The organism is Streptomyces sp. NPDC015661 (assembly GCF_043077765.1).
Classification (GTDB): domain Bacteria; phylum Actinomycetota; class Actinomycetes; order Streptomycetales; family Streptomycetaceae; genus Streptomyces.
In genome coordinates, this window is sequence record NZ_JBIBST010000014.1 from 169,663 (window position 1) to 192,962 (window position 23,300).

The 23,300-nt window shown below is 71.0% G+C and carries 18 protein-coding genes and 1 pseudogene; 18 read left to right on the forward strand and 1 reads right to left on the reverse strand.

The annotated features are described in order from the left end of the window. The 16 genes from ACF07V_RS32520 to ACF07V_RS32595 all read left to right on the forward strand — a co-directional run bounded on the left by ACF07V_RS32520 (position 1) and on the right by ACF07V_RS32595 (position 20,646). Positions 1-1,437 carry an MFS transporter gene (locus ACF07V_RS32520; RefSeq protein WP_392159276.1) on the forward strand — a complete coding sequence of 479 codons (1,437 nt, stop codon included), beginning with the start codon at positions 1-3 and terminating at the stop codon, positions 1,435-1,437. 112 nt (positions 1,438-1,549) lie between these two features. Next, complete coding sequence (locus ACF07V_RS32525; protein ID WP_392159277.1) at positions 1,550-2,716, forward strand: trans-sulfuration enzyme family protein; 1,167 nt, start codon at positions 1,550-1,552, stop codon at positions 2,714-2,716. Between the two features lie 105 nt (positions 2,717-2,821). Beyond that, positions 2,822-3,361 (forward strand): MaoC family dehydratase, encoded by a 540-nt coding sequence (locus ACF07V_RS32530; protein ID WP_041130499.1) that lies wholly within the window; start codon positions 2,822-2,824, stop codon positions 3,359-3,361. Between the two features lie 96 nt (positions 3,362-3,457). After that, positions 3,458-4,300 (forward strand): class I SAM-dependent methyltransferase, encoded by an 843-nt coding sequence (locus ACF07V_RS32535; protein WP_392159278.1) that lies wholly within the window; start codon positions 3,458-3,460, stop codon positions 4,298-4,300. Then, the gene (locus tag ACF07V_RS32540) at positions 4,297-5,340 is read left to right on the forward strand and encodes a methyltransferase domain-containing protein (protein ID WP_392159279.1); all 1,044 of its coding nucleotides are present in this window, start codon (positions 4,297-4,299) and stop codon (positions 5,338-5,340) included. Before ACF07V_RS32535 ends, ACF07V_RS32540 begins: the two co-directional genes overlap by 4 nt. 27 nt (positions 5,341-5,367) lie before the next feature. Beyond that, entirely contained in the window at positions 5,368-6,258 is an 891-nt protein-coding gene (locus tag ACF07V_RS32545; protein ID WP_392159280.1) for a diiron oxygenase, read from the forward strand. A gap of 52 nt (positions 6,259-6,310) precedes the next feature. Beyond that, complete coding sequence (locus ACF07V_RS32550; RefSeq protein WP_392159281.1) at positions 6,311-7,183, forward strand: hypothetical protein; 873 nt, start codon at positions 6,311-6,313, stop codon at positions 7,181-7,183. 1 nt (position 7,184) lies between these two features. Beyond that, positions 7,185-7,640, forward strand: coding sequence for a holo-ACP synthase (gene acpS, locus ACF07V_RS32555; protein WP_392159282.1), 456 nt, complete (start codon positions 7,185-7,187; stop codon positions 7,638-7,640). An 18-nt stretch (positions 7,641-7,658) separates the two neighbouring features. Then, positions 7,659-7,910 (forward strand): phosphopantetheine-binding protein, encoded by a 252-nt coding sequence (locus tag ACF07V_RS32560; RefSeq protein WP_392159283.1) that lies wholly within the window; start codon positions 7,659-7,661, stop codon positions 7,908-7,910. Further along, positions 7,907-9,115: a methionine adenosyltransferase gene (gene metK / locus ACF07V_RS32565; RefSeq protein ID WP_392159284.1), complete on the forward strand. Its 1,209-nt coding sequence runs from the start codon at positions 7,907-7,909 to the stop codon at positions 9,113-9,115. The genes ACF07V_RS32560 and metK overlap by 4 nt, the downstream gene beginning before the upstream one ends. A 5-nt stretch (positions 9,116-9,120) precedes the next feature. Continuing rightward, complete coding sequence (locus ACF07V_RS32570) at positions 9,121-10,104, forward strand: carbohydrate kinase family protein (RefSeq protein ID WP_392159285.1); 984 nt, start codon at positions 9,121-9,123, stop codon at positions 10,102-10,104. A gap of 10 nt (positions 10,105-10,114) precedes the next feature. Then, positions 10,115-13,570 carry a methionine synthase gene (metH, locus tag ACF07V_RS32575; RefSeq protein ID WP_392159286.1) on the forward strand — a complete coding sequence of 1,152 codons (3,456 nt, stop codon included), beginning with the start codon at positions 10,115-10,117 and terminating at the stop codon, positions 13,568-13,570. Then, a complete protein-coding gene (gene metF, locus ACF07V_RS32580) occupies positions 13,567-14,430 on the forward strand; it encodes a methylenetetrahydrofolate reductase [NAD(P)H] (protein WP_392159287.1) in 864 nt (287 codons plus the stop codon). The genes metH and metF overlap by 4 nt, the downstream gene beginning before the upstream one ends. After that, entirely contained in the window at positions 14,423-15,832 is a 1,410-nt protein-coding gene (ahcY, locus tag ACF07V_RS32585) for an adenosylhomocysteinase (protein ID WP_392159288.1), read from the forward strand. The genes metF and ahcY overlap by 8 nt, the downstream gene beginning before the upstream one ends. Continuing rightward, entirely contained in the window at positions 15,832-16,491 is a 660-nt protein-coding gene (locus tag ACF07V_RS32590) for a maleylpyruvate isomerase family mycothiol-dependent enzyme (protein WP_392159289.1), read from the forward strand. The genes ahcY and ACF07V_RS32590 overlap by 1 nt, the downstream gene beginning before the upstream one ends. A 483-nt stretch (positions 16,492-16,974) precedes the next feature. Next, positions 16,975-20,646 carry an amino acid adenylation domain-containing protein gene (locus ACF07V_RS32595; RefSeq protein WP_392159290.1) on the forward strand — a complete coding sequence of 1,224 codons (3,672 nt, stop codon included), beginning with the start codon at positions 16,975-16,977 and terminating at the stop codon, positions 20,644-20,646. On the opposite strand, the gene ACF07V_RS32600 is transcribed toward ACF07V_RS32595, so the two are convergent. Continuing rightward, entirely contained in the window at positions 20,615-21,385 is a 771-nt protein-coding gene (locus ACF07V_RS32600; RefSeq protein WP_392159291.1) for a helix-turn-helix domain-containing protein, read from the reverse strand. The two genes, ACF07V_RS32595 and ACF07V_RS32600, sit on opposite strands and share 32 nt — an antisense overlap. 253 nt (positions 21,386-21,638) lie before the next feature. Between ACF07V_RS32600 and ACF07V_RS32605 the strand changes: the two genes are divergently transcribed. Together ACF07V_RS32605 and ACF07V_RS32610 are read left to right on the forward strand one after the other, a co-directional pair. After that, a complete protein-coding gene (locus tag ACF07V_RS32605; protein WP_392159292.1) occupies positions 21,639-22,304 on the forward strand; it encodes a DUF4097 family beta strand repeat-containing protein in 666 nt (221 codons plus the stop codon). Positions 22,305-22,334: 30 nt separating this feature from the next. Next, positions 22,335-23,292: pseudogene (locus ACF07V_RS32610) on the forward strand (ATP-binding cassette domain-containing protein). Positions 23,293-23,300 lie beyond the last annotated feature (8 nt).

Genomic DNA, 23,300 nt, shown 5'->3' on the forward strand with positions numbered 1-23,300 from the left:
ATGTCAACCGTCAATCCCCGGCGCTGGTGGGCACTTGTCGTGCTCGCCGCCGCTCAGTTCATGGTCATCATGGACACCTCGATCATCGGAGTCGCGCTCCCCGAGATGCAGAAGGACCTGGGCTTCTCGCAGAGCGAGCTCCAGTGGATCTTCAACGCGTACGTGATCGTCTTCGGTGGGCTGCTGCTCCTCGGCGGCCGGCTCTCCGACCTCGTCGGAGCCCGCAAGATCTTCGTCTCCGGCTGGGTCGTCATGATCGCCGGTTCGGTCGTGGCCGCCGCCGCGCAGACCGCCTGGGTCGAGATCGTCGGCCGCGCCGTCCAGGGCGTCGGCGGCGCGCTCATCGCGCCCTCCGCCATGACCCTGCTCATGATGCTCTTCATGCACGACCCGAAGGAGCTCGGCAAGGCGATGGCGCTCTACGGCGCCGCGGCCCCCGCCGGCGGTACCGCGGGCGTGTTCCTCGGTGGTGTCTTCACCGAGTGGGTGAGCTGGCAGTGGGTCTTCATCATCTACATCCCGATCGGCCTCGCGACCCTCGCCGCGACCAAGCTCCTCCCGAACGTCGAGTCCCGCCGCGGCTCCGTCGACATCCTCGGCGCCGTCGCCGTCACCGCCGGTCTCGCGCTCGCCGTCTTCGCCGTCGTCCGTGCCCCCGAGGTCGGCTGGGGCGCCACCGCCACCATCCTGGAGCTGGCCGGCGCCGCCGTCCTCCTGATCCTCTTCCTCGTCATCCAGAAGAGCATCCGCGAGCCCCTCATGCCGCTCAGCGTCTGGCGGGTCCCGCGTCTGGGCTCGGCCAACCTGGCCATGACGCTGCTCGGCGCCGCGTGGATCCCCATGTGGTACTTCCTCAACCTGTACCTCCAGCAGGTGCTGGGCTTCGGCGCCTTCGAGTCCGGTGCCGCGCTGCTCCCGATGACCGTGCTCCTCATGATCTTCATGACGGCCATCACGGCCCGGCTCATGATGAAGGTCGGCGCCAAGCCGCTCATCGCGGGCGGTCTGCTGGTCCTCGCGGCCGGTCTGCTCTGGCTCGCGGCCGTCGAGCCGACCGGCACCTTCCTCGTCGACGTCCTGCCGGCCTCGCTGGTCGCCGCGCTCGGCATGTCCCTCGCCTACATCCCGACGATGATGAGCGCGATGGCCAACGCCCCGCAGGAGCAGGCGGGTCTCGCCTCCGGCATCGTCAACACCACCTACAACGTCGGCTCCGCGCTCGGCCTGGCCGCGCTCACCGCCGTCGCCATGTCCCAGGGCGCCGACCAGCTCGGCAACCTCCCGAAGCTGACCGAAGGCTTCTCCTCCGCCTTCATCGGCGCCGCGATCATCGCCGCGGTCGGCGGTGTCGTCACCCTCCTCGTCATGAAGAGCGACAAGGCGGTCGCGGCCGAGGCCGCCGCCCCCGCGCCGCAGGGCGAGAAGGTCTCCGTCTGATCCCGCCCCGCCCGGAAGGGGCCGCCCGATGTCCTGCCCCGGACGTCGGGCGGCCCCTTTTCCGTCCCCCTTTGTCCGTCCCCCTTCTTCCGTCCTCGGAAAGGAAACCTCCGTGGAGTTGAACACCCGGGCCGTGCACGTCCTCAATGAGCCCCTTCCCAGCGGCAGCCGGCCGCTCTCCGTGCCCCTCGTGCAGTCCTCCGCCTTCGCCTTCGACTCCGCCGCCGAGCTCGCCGACGCCATGGCGGACCCCGACGGCCGGTACGTCTACAGCCGCCGCGGCAATCCGACCGTCCGCGCCCTGGAGCAGACCCTCGCCGGCCTGGAGAAGGGGGCGGGGGCCATCGCCTTCGCCTCCGGGATGGGTGCCCTCAGCGGCGTGCTCCTCGCCCTGCTCAAGCCCGGCGACCGGGTGGTCGCCCAGCGCTGTCTGTACGGGGGCACGCACGCCGTCCTGGCGGACCTGGCCGAGCGGTACGGGATGGAGGTCGTACGGATATCGGGCGACGACCCGGCCGAGTTCGAGGCCGCCGCCGTGCACCCCGCCACCCGGCTCCTCGTCCTGGAGACGATCGCCAACCCCACCGGCCGGGTCCCGGACCTCCCCGGCCTGCTCGCCGCGGCCCGCGCCCTCGGGGTGACGAGCCTGGTCGACAACTCGCTCGCCTCGCCCGTCCTGTGCCGCCCCCTGGAGCTCGGCGCCGACATCGTCGTGCACTCCACCACCAAGTACCTCTCGGGGCACTCCGACGTCCTCGGCGGTGCCGCCGTCTTCGCCGACGACGCGCTGCGCCGCAAGGTGTGGCCCCGCACGGTCGAACTCGGCGCCTGCGCCGACCCGTTCGCCGCCTGGCTCACCCTGCGCGGGATCCCCACGCTGCCCCTGCGGATGCGCGAGCACTGCGCCAACGCCGCCGCCCTCGCCGAGCTGCTCGCGGCCCGCGCCGGCGTCACGGCCGTCCACTACCCCTGGCGCCCGGACCACCCCTCGTACGACACGGCCCGGAAGGTCCTCGCCGGCGGCGGCGGGCTGCTCTCCTTCGAGCTCGCCGGGGGCCGGGAGGCGGGCCGGGCCTTCATCGAGCGCGTACGGCTCGCGAAGCTCGCGCTCTCCCTCGGCGGCGTGGAGACGCTCGTCGCCCATCCGGCGTCCACCTCCCACCGCGAGCTGGACGAGGGCGAGTTGACGGCCGCGGGGATCGCTCCGGGTCTGGTGCGGATGTCCGTGGGAATCGAGGACGCCGAGGACCTGTGGGCGGATGTGGAGCAAGCCTTGTGATGAAGGGCCCTTCGGGCCCTTCTTTTGGGTTGACAAAATAAATGGTTGATTCGTAGATTGGGTGATGCCAGGAAACGTAGACTCCTAGGTCAAGGGGGGCGCGCGATGCGCTACTTCGAGGACTTCCGACCCGGCGACGTCCATGAGCTGGGCACCGTCACCGTCACGGCGGAGGAGGTGCTGGAGTTCGGCAGGCGCTTCGACCCGCAGCCCTTCCACACGGACCCCGAGCTCGCCAAGGACTCCCCGTTCGGCGGCCTGATCGCGAGCGGGTTCCACACCCAGGCGATGTTCATGCGGCGCTACGTCGACGGACTGCTCGCCTACAGCGCCTGTACGGGCTCGCCCGGCATCGACGAGGTCCGCTATCTGCGGCCCGTCCGCCCGGGAGACGTCCTCACCGCGCGCGTCGAGATCCTCGGCTCCACCCCGTCGCCGTTCAATCCCGCCACCGGCACCGTCAAGCCGCGGTGCACGCTCGTGGCCGCAGACGGGACGGCCGTGTTCAGCATGATCCTGCACAGCATCTTCCGCCGGCGCCCCGCCGACTCCGAGGCCGACCATCTGTCGTCGATGCCCGCGGCCGAGGACCCCGTCGCCTGTGTGCGACCGGCCAAGACCTGTGTCCCGGCCATGAGCGCCTGACGAACCGTCCGACGAACCGTCCTTCGTCGCACGACCCGTCGGGCCCCTGAACACGGCCGTCCGAATCACCAGACATCAACCGAAGGGGGACCTCCTGTGGAGGCCGTATCCCGCACCGCCCAGTGGACCGCCGCCGCGCGCGCCCTGGAGACCGAGCGCGAGGACCGGCTGTTCGCCGATCCCTACGCGCGCACCGTCGCCGACGAGACCGGCTTCGAACTGCTCGCGCGCTACGACGGGGGCGGCATCGTGCCGTTCCTCGCCATCCGCACCACCTACCTCGACCGGGCCGTCGTGAAGGCGGTGGAGGAGCGCGGCATCCGCCAGGTCGTCTTCCTCGCCGCCGGCATGGACACCCGCTTCTTCCGGCTGCCCTGGCCCGACGGCGTCACCGTCTACGAGCTCGACCGCCCGGCTCTCCTGGAGACCAAGGCCGAGATGCTCAAGGACGAGCCGCAGCCCGCGGGCCGCACGCGCGTCGCCGTCCCCGTGGACCTCACCCAGGACTGGACCGGCCCCCTGAAGGAGGCCGGCTGGAAGAGCGAGGAGCCGGTCCTGTGGGTGGTCGAGGGCCTGCTGTTCTTCCTGCCCGAGCAGGCCGTACGGACCCTGATCTCGACCCTCTCCGCGCACGCCGCGCCCGGCTCCGTGCTGCTCGGCGACGTCATCTCGAAGTCCGCCCTGGAGAACCCCCTCGCCCGCACCTTCATGAGCGCGCTCAAGGAGGACGGCAACCCGTGGCTCTTCGGCACCGAGGAGCCCGAGGAGCTGCTCGCCGACTGCGGCTGGGCCGTGCGGGAGGTCAAGCAGCCCGGTGAGCCCGGCGCCCACTTCGACCGCTGGCCCTACCCGGTGCCGGCCCGCTCCGTGCCGCGCGTCCCCCGCTCCTTCCTGTTCACCTGCGATCTCCCCACGTACGAGGAGGAGAAGGCCGCATGAGCGCCCACGACTTCCACCAGAGGGTCATCACCGACGCCGGCGCGGCCGTCCGCGGACTGACCGTCGCCCTCGGCGAGCGCCTCGGGCTCTACAAGGCCCTCGCCGAGCACGGTCCGCTCACCGCCGCCGCCCTCGCCGAGAGGACGGGCACGAACGAGCGGTACATCGAGGAGTGGCTGCACGCCCAGCTCTCCGCCGGGTACGTCGAGCGGCACCCCAGCTCCCGCACGTACACCCTCCCCGCCGACCACGTCGAGGTCCTCGCCGACCCGAAGGCCGTGACGTACGCCGCCGGGTTCTTCACCGCCCTCAAGGCGCTGTACGCCACCGAGGACCTGCTCGTCGAGGCGTACCGCACCGGTGACGGCGTCGGCTGGGCCGAGCACGACGCGGCCCTCGACACCGGCATGGGCTCCTTCTTCCAGCCCACGTACGAGCACAAGCTCGTCCCGGACTGGCTGCCCGCCCTCCACGAGGTCACCGGCAAGCTGGACGCCGGCGGCACCGTCGCCGACGTCGGCTGCGGCGTCGGCCACACCACCCTGCTCATCGCGAAGGCCTTCCCGAACGCCACCGTCCACGGCTTCGACTACTCCGAGGAGGCCATCTCGATCGCGCGGGAGCTCGCCGAGGAGGCCGGTCTCTCCGACCGGGTCGTCTTCGAGGTCGCCTCCGCCGACGACTACCCCGGCTCCGGCTACGACCTGGTGTGCTTCTTCAACGCCCTGCACGACATGGGCGACCCGGTCGCCGCCGCCCAGCACGTCCACAAGTCCCTCGACGCGGACGGCACCTGGATGCTCGTCGAGTCCAACGTCTCCCCGCAGGACATCGACACCCAGACCCCCGCCGCCCGCATGTTCATGGCCCTGTCCGCCGTGATGTGCCTGCCCGTGGCCGTCGCGCAGCGCGGCCCGCACGCCCTCGGCAACCACTCCGGCGAGAAGGCCTTCCGCGCCATCGCCGAGGAGGCCGGCTTCACCCGCTGGCGGCGCGCCACGGAGACCCCGGTCAACGCGGTCTACGAAGTCCGCCCGTAACCCCCGAAGCCAGCGAGGAGTCCCATCATGGGCGTTGCCGCCCTGCCCGTCACCGATCGCTTCATGGAAGTCCTGGAGCGCCTCAGCGAGCGTTCCGTCGAGGACTACTACAACCCGTACCAGACCTTCCAGTGGCCCGAGACGCTGGAGGAGAACCGCTTCTGGATGACGCCGGAGCTGCTCACCGTCTACGGCACCGAGCACTACGACACCCTCGGTGAGGAAACGCTTCAGCGCCTGTCGAAGTGGGAGTCCGTCAACTTCTACAGCCTCAATGTGCACGGCATCCGCGAGCTCCTCATCGAGGTCGTCGGCCGCATCCACATGCCCGGCTTCGAGGTCCCCTCGGACTTCTTCCACCACTTCATCGGCGAGGAGAACGAACACATGTGGTTCTTCTCCGAGTTCTGCCGGCGCTACGGCCACAAGATCTACGGCTCCACCGCCATGCGCGCCGACGCCGCCTGGGAGCCCGAGGTCGAGAACTTCCTCGTCTTCACCCGCATCCTCTTCTTCGAGGAGCTCGTCGACCACTACAACTCCCGGATGGCGAAGGACACCTCCCTCTGCCACACCATCCGCGAGGTCAACCGCATCCACCACCAGGACGAGTCCCGCCACATCGCCTTCGGGCGCGAGCTGGTCTCCCTGCTGTACCAGCGGATGTGCCAGGCCGTGAGCGCCGAACGGGTCCGCGAGGTCGAGGCGTACCTCAAGCGGTACGTCGTCTACAGCATCAACTCCCTCTACAACCCCCACGTGTACAAGGACGCCGGCATCGCCGACCCGCTCGGCCTGCGCAACGCGCTGATCGCCGACGGGTCCCGTCGCGCCCACGAGCGCAAGGCGATCCGCAAGCCGCTCGCCTTCTTCCTGAAGACCGGCATCTTCTCCGACGACACCCTGCCCGTTCTCTGAGCGACACCCCGCCTGTTCTGAGCGACACCCTCACCCGAGAGGTGCACCGACCATGACCTTGACGACCACCGAGAAAGGCGTCGGGTCCGCCACGGGCCTGCCCTCGCTCGGCCCGGAGGGGACCCGCCTGCTGCGGCTCCTCGACGACACCTTCGAGGGCTGGGGGGTGGCCGCGGGCGCCCGCCCCATGACCATGCCCCCGCTCCTCCCGGCCGCCGACCTGGCCAAGCTCGACTACTACGACAACTTCCCCCACCAGGCCGTCGTCGCCGCCCCGCTCGACCTGGAGCGCCGCGCGACCACGCCCTTCGACGCCACCGCCGGCCGCTTTCCGAGCGACGCACTCGAACCCGCCGCGCTCGGACTGCCCTCGGCGTCCTGCTACGCCGTCTACCTGACCCACCAGGGCACCCAGGTCGCCGACGACACCCTCGTCACGATCTGCTCCTGGTGCTTCCGCAAGGAGACGCACTACGAGGGCATGCGGCGCCAGCTCGGCTTCCGCATGCGGGAGATCGTCGCCCTCGGCGGCCGTGAGCACGCCGAGAACCACCTCGCCGAGTTCACCACCCGCATCCAGTCCTTCGCGAAGGCGCTCGACCTGCCGCTGCGCAGGGAGGCCGCCTGCGACCCCTTCTTCGACAAGGGCAGCTCCAAGGCGGTCCTCCAGCGGCTCACCCCGGTGAAGTACGAGTTCCTGTACGAGGACCTGGCGATCGCCTCGGTCAACACGCACCGGAACTTCTTCGGCGAGCGCTGCGACATCACCCTGGAGTCGACCGGCGGACCGGCCTTCACCAGCTGTGTCGCCTTCGGCCTGGAGCGCTGGCTGTCGGCGCTGACCCGGCGCCACGGCAGCTGGGAGTCCGCCGAGCGGGCCGTCCTCGACGCCGGTGCGAGTGGCGCGGCCGGGCCGGTGATCTGACGTGCCGGCCCGTCCCGCCGCCCCGCCGGCGGGCGGCCTGGGGTGGGCGAACCTCGGCATGGACATCGTGTCCGTCAACCGTGTCCGCAGGCTCCTCGCCCAGTACGGGGAGCGGTTCTTCGAGCGGATGCTCACTCCCGGCGAGCTCGCCGACTGCCGCACCTCCTCCGGGCTCGACGTCCTGAGCCTGTGCGGGCGGATCGCGGCGAAGGAAGCGGCGTTCAAGACCTTACGGGTCCGAGGCAGGTTCCTGCCGTGGCCGGACATCGTCGTGCGGCGCTCCGAGGGCGGCTGGCCGCTCGTGGAGCTGCACCGGGCGGCCGCCGAGATGGCCGCCCAGTCCGGCATCACCGAGATCACCGTGTCCATCAGCCACGACGTGGACTACGCGGTGGCCGTGGCCGCCCCGATCATCGCCCCCACCCCTTCCGTATCCAGCACCTCAATCGAGCAGTAGCTAACAAGGAGAGCAACCATGGCCGACGGCCTGCAGACGGTGAAGAACTGGATCCTCGAGCGTCACCCCGAGCGCGACGACATCGCCGCCGACCTCGACCTGATCGAGAACCGGCTCATCGACTCGCTGTCCTTCGTCGAGTTCGTCTTCCTCCTGGAGCAGGAGAGCGGCACCGCCATCCAGATGGAGACCCTGGAGGTCGACTCCATCCGGACCCTCGGCGCCATCGAGCAGCACTTCTTCAAGACCCCGGCGGAGGTCCAGGCATGAGCCGTCGCCTCTTCACCTCGGAGTCCGTGACCGAGGGCCACCCCGACAAGATCGCCGACCGGATCAGCGACACCATTCTCGACGCGCTGCTCGCCCAGGACCCCCACTCCCGGGTCGCCGTCGAGACGCTGATCACCACCGGCCAGGTCCACATCGCCGGCGAGGTCACCACCTCCGCGTACGCGCCGATAGCCCAGCTGGTGCGCGACGCCGTCCTCGACATCGGCTACGACTCCTCCGCGAAGGGCTTCGACGGCGCCTCCTGCGGTGTGTCGGTGTCCATCGGCGCCCAGTCGCCGGACATCGCGCAGGGCGTCGACACCGCGCACGAGGCGCGCGTCGAGGGCGTGGAGGACGAGCTGGCGGCCCAGGGCGCCGGCGACCAGGGCCTGATGTTCGGCTACGCCTGCGACGACACGGCCGAGCTGATGCCGCTGCCGATCGCGCTCGCCCACCGCCTGTCGCGCCGGCTCACCGAGGTCCGCAAGGACGGCACCGTGCCGTACCTGCGCCCGGACGGCAAGACGCAGGTCACCATCGAGTACGACGGGGACCGCCCGGTCCGCCTCGACACGGTCGTCGTCTCCTCGCAGCACGCGGCGGACATCTCCGTGGAGGGCCTGCTCACCCCCGACGTCCGCGAGTACGTGGTCGAGCACGTCCTCAAGCAGCTCGTCGAGGAGGGCGTCAGCCTGGAGTCCGACGGCTACCGGCTCCTGGTCAACCCGACCGGGCGCTTCGAGGTCGGCGGCCCGATGGGCGACGCCGGACTCACCGGCCGGAAGATCATCATCGACACGTACGGCGGGATGGCGCGGCACGGCGGCGGCGCCTTCTCCGGCAAGGACCCGTCGAAGGTGGACCGCTCGGCGGCGTACGCGATGCGCTGGGTCGCGAAGAACGTCGTCGCGGCCGGTCTGGCGAAGCGCTGCGAGGTGCAGGTCGCCTACGCGATCGGCAAGGCGGAGCCCGTCGGCCTCTTCGTGGAGACCTTCGGCACCGGCACCCTCCCGGACGGGAAGATCCAGGAGGCCGTGAGCGAGGTCTTCGACCTGCGGCCGGCGGCGATCATCCGCGACCTGGACCTCAAGCGGCCGGTCTACGCGGCGACGGCGGCGTACGGCCACTTCGGACGCGAGCTCCCCGAGTTCACCTGGGAGCGCACGGACCGCGTGGAGCGGTTGAAGAAGGCAGCGGGGGTCTGAGGGAGATGCGTATCGCTGTCACGGGATCCATCGCGACCGACCATCTGATGACCTTCCCCGGCTGGTTCAGCGAGCAGCTGCTCGCCGACCGGCTCGACCGGGTCTCCCTGTCGTTCCTCGCCGACAACCTGGAGGTCAGGCGCGGCGGAGTGGCAGCGAACATCGCCTTCGGACTCGGTGTCCTCGGCCTGCGGCCCGCCCTCGTGGGGGCGGTCGGCGCCGACTTCGAGCCGTACCGGGTCTGGCTCAAGGACCACGGCGTGGACACCGACTCGGTGCGCGTCAGCGAGTCGCTCCACACCGCCCGCTTCGTCTGTACCACCGACCGGGCCCAGAACCAGATCGCCACCTTCTACGCCGGTGCGATGGCCGAGGCGCGCGAGATCGACCTCCGTGAGGTCGTCGCGCGCACCGGCCGCCTGGAACTGGTCCTGGTCTCCCCGGACGACCCCGAGGCCATGCTCCGGCACACCCGCACCTGCCGTGACCTGGGGATCCCCTTCGCCGCCGATCCGTCGCAGCAGCTGGCGCGGCTCGACGGGGAACAGGTGCGGGAGCTGGTGGACGGGGCACGGTTCCTGTTCACCAACGAGTACGAGACGGCCCTCCTCCTGGAGAAGTCGGGCTGGACGGAGGCGGAGGTGCTGCGCCGGGTCACCACCTGGGTCACCACCCACGGCGAGGCCGGCGTCCGCATCCGCGGCGAGGGCCGCGACCCGCTCGCCGTGCCGGCCGTGGAGGTCCCGGCGGTCGTGGACCCGACCGGTGTCGGGGACGCCTTCCGGGCCGGGTTCCTCGCGGGCTGGCTGTGGGGCGTGCCGGAGCGGTGCGCGGCGCAGCTGGGCTGCGCGGTCGCGGCGACCGTCCTCGACTACGTGGGGACGCAGGAGTACCGGCTGCACCGGGACTCCCTCCTGGACCGGATCCGCACGACGTACGGCGTCGGCTGCACGGCGACGCTCGTCACCCATCTGAGGGGGCTGTCATGAGGGGGCTGACATGAGGCGTTCCCTGCGGGAGGAGTTCGCGACGCGGGTCGTCGTCGCCGACGGCGCGATGGGCACCATGCTCCAGGCCGCCGACCCGTCGATGGACGACTTCCGGAACCTGGAGGGCTGCAACGAGATCCTCAACCTCACGCGCCCCGACATCGTCGCCTCCGTCCACGACGCCTACTTCTCGGTGGGCGTGGACTGCGTCGAGACCAACACCTTCGGGGCGAACCTGGCCGCGCTCGCCGAGTACGGCATCGAGAACCAGGTGTACGAACTGTCCGAGGCCGGCGCCCGGATCGCCCGCGCCTCCGCCGACGCCCACACGGCCCTCGACGGCCGCCCCCGCTGGGTCCTCGGCTCCATGGGGCCCGGCACGAAACTGCCGACCCTCGGCCACGTCACGTACGAGCCCCTCCGCGAGGCCTTCCAGCAGAACGCCGAGGGCCTGATCCGCGGCGGCGCCGACGCCCTGCTCATCGAGACCTCGCAGGACCTGCTCCAGACGAAGGCGGCCGTCATCGGCGCCCGCCGGGCCCTGGACTGGGTCGGCGTGGACCTGCCGGTGATCGTGCAGGTCACGGTGGAGACGACCGGCACGATGCTGCTCGGCTCGGAGATCGGCGCGGCACTGACGGCCCTGGAGCCGCTCGGCATCGACATGATCGGCCTGAACTGCGCGACGGGCCCCGTGGAGATGGCCGAGCATCTTCGGCACCTCTCCCGGCACGCCCGGATCCCGATCTCGGTCATGCCGAACGCGGGCCTGCCGGTGCTGACCTCCGACGGCGCCCACTACCCGCTGTCGCCGGCCGAACTGGCGGACGCCCAGGAGCAGTTCGTACGGGAGTACGGCCCGGCCCTGGTCGGCGGCTGCTGCGGTACGACCCCGGAGCACCTGCGGGAGATCGTGGAACGGGTGCGGGGCGCGGCCGTCCTCGACCGGCACCCGGTCGCCGAGCCCGGCGCGTCGTCCCTCTACAGCCATGTGCCGTTCCGCCAGGACACCTCGTACCTGGCGATCGGCGAGCGGACCAACGCCAACGGCTCGAAGAAGTTCCGCGAGGCCATGCTCGAAGGCCGCTGGGACGACTGCGTGGAGATGGCCCGCGACCAGATCCGCGAGGGCGCGCACATGCTCGACCTGTGCGTGGACTACGTGGGCCGCGACGGCGCCGCGGACATGGCGGAGCTGGCGGGGCGGTTCGCGACCGCGTCGACGCTGCCGATCGTGCTCGACTCCACCGAGGTGGGGGTGCTGCGGGCCGGCCTGGAGAAGCTGGGCGGCCGGGCGGTCATCAACTCGGTGAACTACGAGGACGGCGACGGACCCGAGTCGCGGTTCGCGCAGGTCACGGCGCTCGCGAAGGAACACGGCGCGGCGCTGATGGCGCTGACCATCGACGAGGAGGGGCAGGCGCGGACGGCCGAGCACAAGGTCGCGATCGCCGAGCGGCTCATCCAGGACCTCACCGGCACCTGGGGGATCAGGGAGTCGGACATCCTGATCGACGCCCTCACCTTCACGATCTGCACGGGCCAGGAGGAGTCGCGGAAGGACGGCATCGCGACGATCGAGGCGATCCGCGAGCTGAAGCGCCGCCACCCGGACGTCCAGACGACGCTGGGTCTGTCGAACATCTCCTTCGGTCTGAACCCGGCGGCGCGGATCGTCCTCAACTCGGTCTTCCTCGACGAGTGCGTCAAGGCGGGCCTGGACTCGGCGATCGTCCACGCGTCGAAGATCCTGCCGATCGCCCGCCTGGAGCCGGAGCAGGTCGAGGTCGCGCTCGACCTGATTCACGACCGCCGGCGGGAGGGCTACGACCCGCTTCAGCGGCTCCTGGAGCTGTTCGAGGGCGCCACGGCGAAGTCCCTGAAGGCGGGGAAGGCGGAGGAGCTGCTCGCGCTGCCGCTGGAGGAGCGCCTCAAGCGGCGGATCGTCGACGGCGAGAAGAACGGCCTGGAGGCCGACCTCGACGAGGCGCTGGGCGAGCGGCCGGCCCTCGAGATCGTCAACGACGTGCTCCTGGACGGCATGAAGACCGTCGGTGAGCTCTTCGGCTCCGGCCGGATGCAGCTGCCGTTCGTGCTCCAGTCCGCCGAGGTCATGAAGACGGCGGTCGCCCACCTCGAACCGCACATGGAGAAGTCCGAGGCCGAGGGCAAGGGCACGATCGTGCTCGCCACCGTCCGCGGCGACGTCCACGACATCGGCAAGAACCTCGTCGACATCATCCTCTCCAACAACGGCTACAACGTCGTCAACATCGGCATCAAGCAGCCGGTCTCCGCGATCCTGGAGGCCGCCGAGGAGCACAACGCCGACGTCATCGGCATGTCCGGCCTCCTCGTGAAGTCCACGGTGATCATGAAGGAGAACCTGGAGGAGCTGAACGGCCGGGGACTGGCCGCCACCTACCCCGTGATCCTCGGCGGCGCCGCCCTCACCCGCGCCTACGTCGAGCAGGACCTCCACGAGATCTACCAGGGCGAGGTCCGCTACGCCCGCGACGCCTTCGAGGGCCTGCGCCTCATGGACGCCCTCATGGGCGTGAAGCGGGGCGTCCCCGGAGCCGTACTGCCCCCGCTCAAGCAGCGGCGGGTGCCTCGTCAGCCTCTCGTGACGGAGGTCCGGGAGCCCGAACCGGCCGGCCGCTCCGACGTCGCCGCCGACAACCCCGTACCCGAGCCCCCCTTCCTCGGGACCAGGGTCGTCACCGGCATCCCGCTCGCCGAGTACGCCCCCTGGCTCGACGAGACCGCCCTCTTCAAGGGCCAGTGGGGACTCAAGGACGCCGCGACCATCGAGACGGAGGGCCGGCCGCGGCTGCGTGCCCTGCTCGACCGGATCGAACGCGAGGGCCTGGTCGAAGCAGCCGTCGTCCACGGCTGGTTCCCCTGTGTGTCCAAGGGCGACGACCTGATCGTCCTGGACGAGGACGGAGGCGAGCGGACCCGCTTCTCCTTCCCCCGCCAGCAGCGGGGCCGCCGCCTCTGCCTGGCCGACTTCCACCGCGCCGAGGACTCCGGCGAGGTCGACGCGGTCGCCCTCCAGGTCGTCACCGTCGGATCGAGGATCGGGGAGGAGACGGCCCGGCTCTTCGCCGCCGACGCCTACCGCGACTACCTCGAACTCCACGGCCTCTCCGTCCAGCTGGCGGAGGCCCTCGCCGAGTACTGGCACGCGCGGGTGCGCGCCGACTGGGGGATCGGTGCCGCCGACCCCGCCGGCATGGAGGGCATGTTCCGCACCGAGTACCAGGGCTGCCGCTACTCCCTCGGCTACCCGGCCTGCCCCGACCTGGAGGACCGGGCGAAGATCGCGGACCTGCTCCGGCCGGAGCGGATCGGGGTCGTCCTGTCGGAGGAGTACCAGCTGCACCCCGAGCAGTCGACGGACGCGATCGTCGTCCACCACCCGGAGGCGAGCTACTTCAACGCGGGAGGCCGACGCCTGTGACCCCCACCTATTCGTTCGAGTTCTTCCCGCCGAAGACGGACAAGGGCGAGCAGACCCTGTGGGACGCGATCCGGCGGGTCGAGGCCCTGAAGCCGGACTTCGTGTCCGTGACGTACGGCGCGGGCGGCTCGTCCCGCGACCGGACCATCGACGTGACCAAGCGGATCGTGACGGAGACGACGCTCCGGCCGGTCGCGCACCTGACGGCCGTCGGCCACTCGGTCGCCGAGCTGCGGGCCATCATCGGCGCCTACGCGGACGCCGGCGTCCGGGACGTGCTCGTGCTGCGCGGCGACCCGCCGGGCGACCCGCGGGGGGAGTGGACCCCGCACCCGGACGGCTTCCGTTACGCGTACGAACTCGTCGAACTGGTCCGCTCGCTGGGCGAGTTCCGGATCGGGGTGGCGGCCTTCCCGGAAGGCCATCCCCGCTCCGAGAGCGCCTCCACCGACCTCGCGCACTTCGTGGCGAAGTGCGGGGCGGGGGCGGACTACGCCATCACGCAGATGTTCTTCGACCCCGAGGACTACCTGCGGCTACGGGACCGGGTCGCCGCCGCCGGCTGCGACACCCCGATCATCCCGGAGATCATGCCGGCCACCGACGTCCGCCAGATCCGGCGCTTCGCCGAGCTGAGCGACGCGGCCTTCCCCGAGGACCTGGCGCACCGCCTGGAGGCGGCGAAGGACGACCCGGCGGCCTCGTACCGCATCGGGGTCGAGTACGCGACGGCGATGGGCCTGCGGCTGCTCGACGAGGGCGCGCCGGGCCTGCACTACATCACGCTCAACAAGTCGACGGCGGCCCTGGAAATCCACCGAACCATCATGAGTGCAAGGAGAGTTGCAGCGCATGTCTGACGTCACCGACACCGCATTTTCCGACTACAAGGTCGCCGACATCTCCCTGGCCGCGTTCGGCCGCAAGGAGATCACCCTCGCCGAGCACGAGATGCCGGGCCTGATGGCGATCCGCCGCGAGTACGCGGAGACGCAGCCGCTGGCGGGAGCCCGCATCACCGGCTCCCTCCACATGACGGTGCAGACGGCCGTCCTCATCGAGACGCTCGTCGCGCTCGGCGCCGAGGTCCGCTGGGTGTCCTGCAACATCTACTCGACCCAGGACCACGCGGCCGCCGCGATCGCCGCCGCCGGGATCCCCGTCTTCGCCTGGAAGGGCGAGACCCTGGAGGAGTACTGGTGGTGCACGGAGCAGGCCCTGACCTGGCCGGGCGCCGACGGCCCCAACATGATCCTCGACGACGGCGGCGACGCGACGCTGCTCGTCCACAAGGGTGTGGAGTACCAGAAGACGGGTGAGCTGCCCGAGGCCTCCAACGAGGAGCTGGCGGTCGTACGGGCCCTGCTGGAGACCACGACCCTGGACTGGTCGACGATCGCCGGGGGCATCCGGGGCGTCACGGAGGAGACCACGACGGGCGTCCACCGCCTGTACGAGATGCACCGCGAGGGAGCGCTGCTCTTCCCCGCGATCAACGTGAACGACGCCGTGACGAAGTCGAAGTTCGACAACAAGTACGGCTGTCGGCACTCGCTCGTCGACGGGATCAACCGCGCCACGGACGTCCTCATCGGCGGCAAGACCGCCGTCGTCTGCGGCTACGGCGACGTCGGCAAGGGCTCGGCGGAGTCGCTGCGCGGCCAGGGCGCCCGCGTCATCGTCACGGAGATCGACCCGATCTGCGCGCTCCAGGCGGCGATGGACGGCTACCAGGTCGCCACGCTGGAGGACGTGGTGGAGACGGCCGACATCTTCATCACCACCACGGGCAACAAGGACATCATCATGGCGTCCGACATCGCCCGCATGAAGCACCAGGCGATCGTCGGGAACATCGGCCACTTCGACAACGAGATCGACATGGCGGGTCTCGCGCAGATCCCCGGGATCGTGAAGGACGAGGTCAAGCCGCAGGTCCACACGTGGACGTTCCCCGACGGCAAGGTCGTCATCGTCCTCTCCGAGGGCCGGCTGCTGAACCTCGGCAACGCGACCGGCCACCCCTCCTTCGTGATGTCGAACTCCTTCGCGGACCAGACCCTGGCCCAGATCGAACTCTTCACGAAGACGGAGGAGTACCCGACGGACGTGTACGTGCTCCCCAAGCACCTGGACGAGAAGGTCGCCCGCCTCCACCTCGACGCCCTCGGCGTCCGCCTGACGACCCTCCGCCCCGAGCAGGCGTCGTACATCGGGGTCCCGGTGGAGGGCCCGTACAAGCCGGACCACTACCGCTACTGATGTGTACGGAACGTGACCCCTGGCTCCCGGACCGGCTCCTCCGCACGGAACGGGACCTGCTGATGCCGCTCCTCCGGCGGACCCCGGAAGAGGCGTACGAGCTCCGCACCGCGTGCCCCGGCTGGACCGCCCGGCAGGTCCTCGCCCACTGCGGGGCGGCGCTCGTCCGGATCGTCGAGGACCGCCTGGAGGAAGGCGTCTTCCTGCCCGAGGCCAACGCCTGCGACGTCGCCGAACGCGAGGACTGGCCCATCGGCCGGATCCTCGACGAACTCGAACGCGGCCTCACCGAGGCGGGCCCGGTGATCGCGGTCCGCGAGGACGGCCGGCTCGACGCGGTGGCCCTGGGGGAGTGGGTCCACGCCGGAGACGTACGGGAGGCCTTCGGCGAGCCCGGCGCGTACTGCGGCGCGGCCCTCGACCTGGCGCTTCCGCTCCTGTCGGTGACGAGCCGGCGCCGGGAGACGCCGCGCCTGATCGGCGACCTCGCCGGGCGCGAGGGCGAGGTGGCCCTCGGCAACGAGATCGAGGGGCGGCCGGCGGCGCGGTTCCAGGGGGACGCGGCGACGTTGATCCGGATCTATTCGGGGCGGCCGCTGGTGCGGACGCGCTACGAACTGACAGGCGCCACAGAACACGAACTCCTCATCTACCGCTGAGCCCGCCCAGGCGGCACCCGCGCCCCGCCCGTCGCACCCGCGCCCGGCGGGGCGGTGCCCCCCACCCACCCGCCGCGCAGGGCCCGCGCCTTCACGGGGCGGTGCCCCCGCCCACTCCCGTGTGGTCCCACGCCCGCGCGTGGCGGTGCCCCCGCCCACCCACCCCCGTGTGGGCAATCGTCCCGCTGGGGCGGGACGGGTGGGCACACGGGACGGCGGCCCCAGCGGCGCCTCCGCGTTCCGCGCCCTGGCCCGCACCACAAGCGGCGGTGCACATCGTGGTGCGGGTTCAGGCTCGGGAGCCTCTGGCGCCGGCAGGGCGCGGGTCCGTTGTGTCCACCCTCCCCCAAGCTCTCGGCTTCGCTCGAGCAGGGGGGACCCCCATCGCCCCGGCGGAACGCATGCCCACAACGGGGGCGGGGGGCACCGCCCCGGTGGGACGTCCACAACGGCCGGCGGGGCCCATCAACCGAAGGGACCTTCATGGCCACGCTCGACCGGCTGCTCCGTACGCACGTCGCCGCGACGCCCCACCACCCCGCCGTCGCCTTCGGCGAAGAAGCGCTCACCTTAGGGGAGTTGCACGACGCGGCGGCGCACCTCGCCGCCCACCTCCGCACCCTCGGCATCGGCCCCGACGCCCGCGTAGGCGTCTTCGTCGAGCCCTCGCTCGACCTGATGACCGGCATCTGGGGCGTCGTGTTCTCCGGCGGCGCCTACGTCCCGCTCTCGCCCGAGTACCCCGAGGAGCGCCTGCGCTACATGATCGAGGACAGCGGCTCCCGGGTCGTCGTCACCCAGCCGCGTTTCCGGGACCGCGTCACGGACCTCGCCCCGCCCGGCACGACGGTCGTCACGCTCGGGGACGTACCGGCGGCTCCCGCGCCCGCCCCGTACGAGATCCGCGCCAGCGACCTCGCCTATGTCATCTACACCTCCGGCTCCACCGGCAGGCCCAAGGGCGTGATGGTCGAGCACGGTTCGATCGTCGCCCAGATGCGCTGGATGGCGGCGGAGCATCACCTCGGCCCGGACGCCGTCGTCCTCCAGAAGACCCCGATGAGTTTCGACGCCGCGCAGTGGGAGATCCTCGCCCCGGCCGTCGGCGCCCGCGTCGCCGTCGGTCCGCCCGGGGTCTACCGCGATCCCGAGGGCCTGGTCGACGCCGTCCGCGCGCACGGCGCGACCACGCTCCAGGGCGTGCCGACCCTCCTCCAGGCCCTCGTCGACACCGAGCGCCTCGGGACCTGCGGCAGCCTCCGGAGGGTGTACTCGGGCGGCGAGATCCTCTCCCGCAACCTCGCCGTGCAGCTCCTCGCCGAGCTCCCGGACGCCGCGCTGATCAACCTCTACGGCCCCACCGAGTGCACCATCAACGCCTCCTCGTTCACGGTGGACCGTGCGACGGTCGCCGACGGTCCGGCCGCGATACCGATCGGCAGACCGGCGTACGAGACGACCTTCCACATACGCGACGGCGAGCTGTGCATCGGAGGGGTCCAGGTCGCGCGGGGGTACCTGGACCGTCCCGAGCTCACCGCGGAACGCTTCGTCACCACCGACGACGGCGAGCGTCTCTACCGCACCGGCGACCTCGCCCACTGGAACGAGGACGGCACCGTCCAGTTCGCCGGCCGCGCCGACAACCAGATCAAGCTGCGCGGCTTCCGCGTCGAGCTGGACGAGATCGCGCTCGCCATCGAGAACCACGACTGGGTCAAGAACGCGGCGGTGATCGTCAAGGACGAGCCCCGCACCGGCTTCCAGAACCTGGTCGCCTGCGTGGAGCTGTCGCCGAAGGAGGCGGCCCTGATGGACCAGGGCAACCACGGCGCCCACCACCAGTCCAAGGAGTCGAAGCTCCAGGTGAAGGCCCAGCTCTCGAACGCCGGCACCCGTGAGGACGCCGAGCTCGCGGGCTGCCCGGTGGTGCAGCTCCCGGGCGCGACACCGACCGCGCGGATGCGCCGTACGGTCTTCGCCCGCAAGACGTACCGCTTCTACGAGGGCGGCGAGGTCACCCGCGCCGACGTCCTGGCGGCCCTGGCCCGCCGCCCCGAGGGGATCGGCTCCCGGCCGGTCGGCAGCCTCACCGCGGCCGATCTGGGGGAACTCCTGCGCTGGTTCGGGCAGTTCACGAGCGAGGAGCGGCTCCTCCCGAAGTACGGCTACGCCTCACCCGGCGCGCTGTACGCGACGCAGCTGTACGTGGAGGCGCGCGGCGTCGCGGGCCTCGACCCGGGCGCGTACTACTACCATCCGGTCCGCCACCGCCTGTACCTGACCGGTCCACTGCCGGAGGCCGGCGAACCGTCCCTCCGCTTCCGCTTCCTCGGCAAGCGGTCCGCCATCGAGCCCGTCTACCGGAACAACATCCAGGAGGTCCTGGAGATCGAGGCCGGCCACATGGTCGGTCTCTTCGAGGAGATCCTGCCCGGGTACGGCCTCGACGTCAGACCGTGCGGGGACGCGCGCTGGGAGGTGGTCCCGTACGACGAGGGGGCGCGGACCGACCCCGAGGTCGACGTCTACGTCCAGGCCCACGGCGACCGCGTCACGGGTCTCCCGGAGGCCCAGTACGTGCACACGGACGGCGACCTGGCCCCGGTCTCCCCCTCCCTCGTCGAGAAGAAGCACGTCATCGCGATCAACCAGGCGGTGTACGAGCGGGCCTCGCTCGGCATCACCGTCGTGAGCCGGACGGCGGACACGGACCGCGCCTACGTCGACCTCGGCCGCACCCTGCAGCGTCTCCAACTCGGCGCCCACGGACTCGGGTTCATGTCCTCCGGCTACAGCTCCGAGTCCGGCCACCCGCTCCCCGCCGCCCGGCGCGTGGACGAGATCCTGACGGCGGCGGGGCGGCCGACCGGCCCGTCGTACTTCTTCGTCGGCGGCCGGGTCAGCCAGGAGCAGCGGCTGAGCGAGGGCATGTACGAGGACACGGTCCACATGAGGGGCCCGGCGGAGATGATCCGTGACGACCTCGCGCAGCACCTGCCGGACTACATGATCCCGAACCGGGTCGTCGTCCTGGACCGACTGCCGCTCTCGGCGAACGGCAAGGTGGACGCGAAGGCGCTCGCCGACCTGGCCGTGGTCAATGCCGGTCTGCACGGCCGCCCGCACGTCCTGCCCCGTACGCGGACGGAGAGCAGGCTCGTGGAGATCTGGGCGTCGGCGCTCAAGTACGAGGACGCCGGCGCGGTCTCCGTCCTGGACGACTTCTTCGAGTCCGGCGGCAACTCGCTGATCGCGGTCGCGCTGGTCACCCGCATCAACCGCGCGTTCGGCGCCTCGCTCCCGCTCCAGATCCTCTTCGAGCGGCCGACGATCGAGAAGCTCGCCCACCAGCTGGACGGCGCCGCCGCCACGCCCGCGTCCCGTCTCGTACGGCTCCACGCGGCCGGCGCGCAGTCGCCCGTGTACTGCTGGCCGGGGCTCGGCGGCTACACGATGAACCTGCGGCACCTGGCCGAGGAGGTCGGCATCGACCGCCCCTTCTACGGCGTCCAGGCCCACGGCATCAACCGGGGCGAGGAGCCGTACGCCACGATCCGCGAGATGGCCGCCGCCGACGTGGCCGCGATCCGCCGCCGCCAGCCCAGCGGTCCGTACACCCTGTGGGGCTACTCCTTCGGTGCCCGTGTCGCCTTCGAGTCGGCGCACCTCCTGGAGGCAGCGGGGGAGCAGGTGGAGAACCTCTTCCTGATCGCCCCGGGCTCCCCGAAGGTCCGGTCGTCGGAGACCGGCGGCGCGTCGTACGACAACCCGGCGTTCGTGACGATCCTGTACTCGGTCTTCGCGGGCGTCATCGACGCGGGCGTGACGGCGGAGGACCGGGGGGCCTTCGTGGCGTACGTCGCGGAGAGGTTCCCGGCCCTGGACCCGGACCTGATCGGCCGGATCGTCGCGATCGTCGAGGAGACCTTCGAGTTCACGTACACCTTCCGCGAGTTGACGGAGCGGCAGGTGAGGTGCCCGGTGACGCTCTTCAAGGCGGAGGGGGACGACTACTCGTTCCTTGAGGGCGCCACGGGCTGGTCGACGCGTCCGCCGACGGTCGTGGAGCTCGACGCGGACCACTACAGCCTGCTGCGTCAGCCCGACCTGACGGAGCTGGTCAAGAAGATCCGCTACCGCCTGGGGCTGTAGCGGTCCCGTCGGAGGCCTCGTCCGTCGTCGGGGCCTTCGTGTGGAGGATGGCCCGGGCCTGTTCTGCGGCCCGGGTCGTCGTCTCGGAGACGAAGTCGAGGAAGCGGGCGACGTTCTCCAGGCGGTTGCCGGTCGGGGTCCGGGCGCCGAAGACGGTGACGCCCTCGCGTGCGGTCTCGACGATCTGCGCCAGGGCCCGGGCGGAGGCCATCATCGACTGGTACCAGACGTCGTCGTCGACGCTGTAGCGCTCGCGGCGGCGGTCGTCGCGCTCCCGGCGGACGAGGTCCTGGCTGTCGAGGAACGAGACCGCCTTGGAGATGGACGCCGGGCTGACCTGGAGGCGCTCGGCGAGTTCGGACGCGGTGAGGCTGCCCGCGTCGGCGAGCGTGAGGGCGGCCATGACGCGGGCCATCATCTTGGGCATGCCCGAGGCCATCATGACGGTCGTGAACGTCTCCTCGTACGCGCGCACGGCCTCGGCGTCGCGCCCGTGCGGCTGCGGGGCGGCGGAGGTTCCCCGGGGGGCGGCCGGCTTGCGGCGGTGGGCGCGGTGCTCGGTGGCGCGGTGGGCGAGGTCGGCGCGGTAGCCGGTGGGGCCGCCGTTGCGCATGACCTCCCGCGTGATGGTCGAGGTCGGGCGTTCGAGGCGGCGGGCGATCTCCGCGTACGCGAGGCCGTCGGCCAACCCCAGGGCGATCTGCTGGCGTTCGGGCTGGGTGAGTCTGCCTCCCGGCATCGCGGTCTCCTTCGTGGGCGGGTGGGCGCGTCGTGGCGTCAGCATAGCGTTCACTCTCATTTCATTGCAACGAACCCTGGGTGGGTTGTTGCGTTAGATCCAGAACCATTGCAATGAAATCCTGCAACTGACCTGCGATGATGGGCTTTTCTCGCAACGAACTGCTTGCCGGGTTGTCGAACGCAACGTAGCTTTTCCTTCATCGGAAAGAGCGCGGCGAGCAAGCGCCGGCTCTCCAAGAAGGAGAATCACCATGCAGAAGTTCGACACCGCCGCCGCCATCGTCGCCATCCTCGCCGTCCCCGCCGGACGCATCCGGCTCGTCGCCGCCGACCGGACCGACACCACCGTCGAGGTCCTGCCGGCCGACCCCTCCAAGGGCCGTGACGTGAAGACGGCCGAGCGGACCGAAGTCGCCTACGCCGACGGCGTCCTGCGCATCGAGGTGCCGAAGGCGAAGAACGGCATCCTCGGCGACACCGGCTCCGTCGAGGTGACGGTCCAGCTGCCCGCCGGCTCCCGCGTCGAGGCGCAGGCCGCCGCCGCCGAGTTCCGCGCCGTCGGCCGGCTCGGCGACGTCGCCTTCGAGGGCGCGTACCGGGAGATCAAGGTCGACGAGGCCGCGAACCTCCGCCTCGCCGCCACCGACGGCGACATCGAGGTCGGCCGGATCACCGGTTCCGCCGACATCAGCACCGCGCGGGGCGACATCCGCATCGCCGAGGCCGTGAGCGGCACCGTGAACCTGAGCACCCAGAAGGGTGACATCTCGGTCACCGCGGCGGCCGGTGTCTCCGCCTCCCTGGACGCCGGCACCGCGTACGGCCGCGTCAGCAACTCCCTGAAGAACGACGGCACGTCCGGCCTGAGCATCCGGGCCACGACCGCGTACGGCGACATCGCCGCCCGCAGCCTCTGATCCACCCCCTGCCTTCGAGGAGCAATCACCATGACCACCCCGGCGATCGCGGCGAACGGGCTGCGCAAGTCCTACGGCGAGAAGACCGTCCTGGACGGCATCGACCTGACCGTCCCCGACCGGCACGGTCTTCGCGCTGCTCGGCCCGAACGGCGCGGGCAAGACGACGGCCGTGAAGATCCTGTCCACGCTGATCACCGCCGACGGCGGGCAGGCCCGGGTGGCGGGCCACGAGCTCGCCACCGCCGCGCAGTCGGTGCGTGCCGCGATCGGTGTCACCGGGCAGTTCTCCGCGGTCGACGGTCTGATCACGGGCGAGGAGAACATGCTCCTGATGGCGGACCTGCACCACCTGTCCAGGCAGGAGGGCCGGCGGGTCACCGCCGAACTCCTGGCACGCTTCGACCTGACGGAGGCGGCGAGGAAGCCGGCCTCCACCTACTCCGGCGGCATGAAGCGCCGCCTGGACATCGCGATGACGCTGGTCGGCAGCCCGCGGATCATCTTCCTGGACGAGCCGACCACCGGCCTGGACCCGCGCTCCCGCCACAACATGTGGCAGATCATCCGCGAGCTGGTCGCGGACGGGGTCACGGTCTTCCTCACCACCCAGTACCTGGAGGAGGCCGACCAGCTCGCCGACCGCATCGCGGTCCTGAACGACGGAAAGATCGCCGCGGAAGGCACCGCGGAGGAGCTGAAGCGCCTGATCCCGGGCGGCCACATCCGCCTCCGCTTCTCCGACCCCGCCGCCTACCGCACCGCCGCGACCACCCTCACCGGGGCCACGAGAGACGACGAGGCACTGGCCCTGCAGCTCCCCAGCGACGGCAGCCAGCGTGAACTGCGGTCCATCCTCGACCGGTTGGACACGGCAAACATCGAAGCCGACGAACTCACGGTCCACACCCCCGACCTGGACGACGTCTTCTTCGCCCTCACCGCCACCGCCACCGTCCCCGCCCAGTCCAAGGAGTCCGCCCGATGAGCACCCTG

What these genes read in the sequence shown, in the direction of transcription:
- ACF07V_RS32520 (WP_392159276.1), top strand. Translation starts at nt 1, where the DNA reads ATGTCAACCGTCAATCCCCGGCGCTGGTGGGCACTTGTCGTGCTCGCC.
- ACF07V_RS32530 (WP_041130499.1), top strand. Translation starts at nt 2,822, where the DNA reads ATGCGCTACTTCGAGGACTTCCGACCCGGCGACGTCCATGAGCTGGGC.
- ACF07V_RS32540 (WP_392159279.1), top strand. Translation starts at nt 4,297, where the DNA reads ATGAGCGCCCACGACTTCCACCAGAGGGTCATCACCGACGCCGGCGCG.
- ACF07V_RS32545 (WP_392159280.1), top strand. Translation starts at nt 5,368, where the DNA reads ATGGGCGTTGCCGCCCTGCCCGTCACCGATCGCTTCATGGAAGTCCTG.
- ACF07V_RS32550 (WP_392159281.1), top strand. Translation starts at nt 6,311, where the DNA reads ATGACCTTGACGACCACCGAGAAAGGCGTCGGGTCCGCCACGGGCCTG.
- ACF07V_RS32560 (WP_392159283.1), top strand. Translation starts at nt 7,659, where the DNA reads ATGGCCGACGGCCTGCAGACGGTGAAGAACTGGATCCTCGAGCGTCAC.
- metK (WP_392159284.1), top strand. Translation starts at nt 7,907, where the DNA reads ATGAGCCGTCGCCTCTTCACCTCGGAGTCCGTGACCGAGGGCCACCCC.
- ACF07V_RS32570 (WP_392159285.1), top strand. Translation starts at nt 9,121, where the DNA reads ATGCGTATCGCTGTCACGGGATCCATCGCGACCGACCATCTGATGACC.
- metH (WP_392159286.1), top strand. Translation starts at nt 10,115, where the DNA reads ATGAGGCGTTCCCTGCGGGAGGAGTTCGCGACGCGGGTCGTCGTCGCC.
- ahcY (WP_392159288.1), top strand. Translation starts at nt 14,423, where the DNA reads ATGTCTGACGTCACCGACACCGCATTTTCCGACTACAAGGTCGCCGAC.
- ACF07V_RS32590 (WP_392159289.1), top strand. Translation starts at nt 15,832, where the DNA reads ATGTGTACGGAACGTGACCCCTGGCTCCCGGACCGGCTCCTCCGCACG.
- ACF07V_RS32595 (WP_392159290.1), top strand. Translation starts at nt 16,975, where the DNA reads ATGGCCACGCTCGACCGGCTGCTCCGTACGCACGTCGCCGCGACGCCC.
- ACF07V_RS32600 (WP_392159291.1), bottom strand. Translation starts at nt 21,385, where the DNA reads ATGCCGGGAGGCAGACTCACCCAGCCCGAACGCCAGCAGATCGCCCTG.
- ACF07V_RS32605 (WP_392159292.1), top strand. Translation starts at nt 21,639, where the DNA reads ATGCAGAAGTTCGACACCGCCGCCGCCATCGTCGCCATCCTCGCCGTC.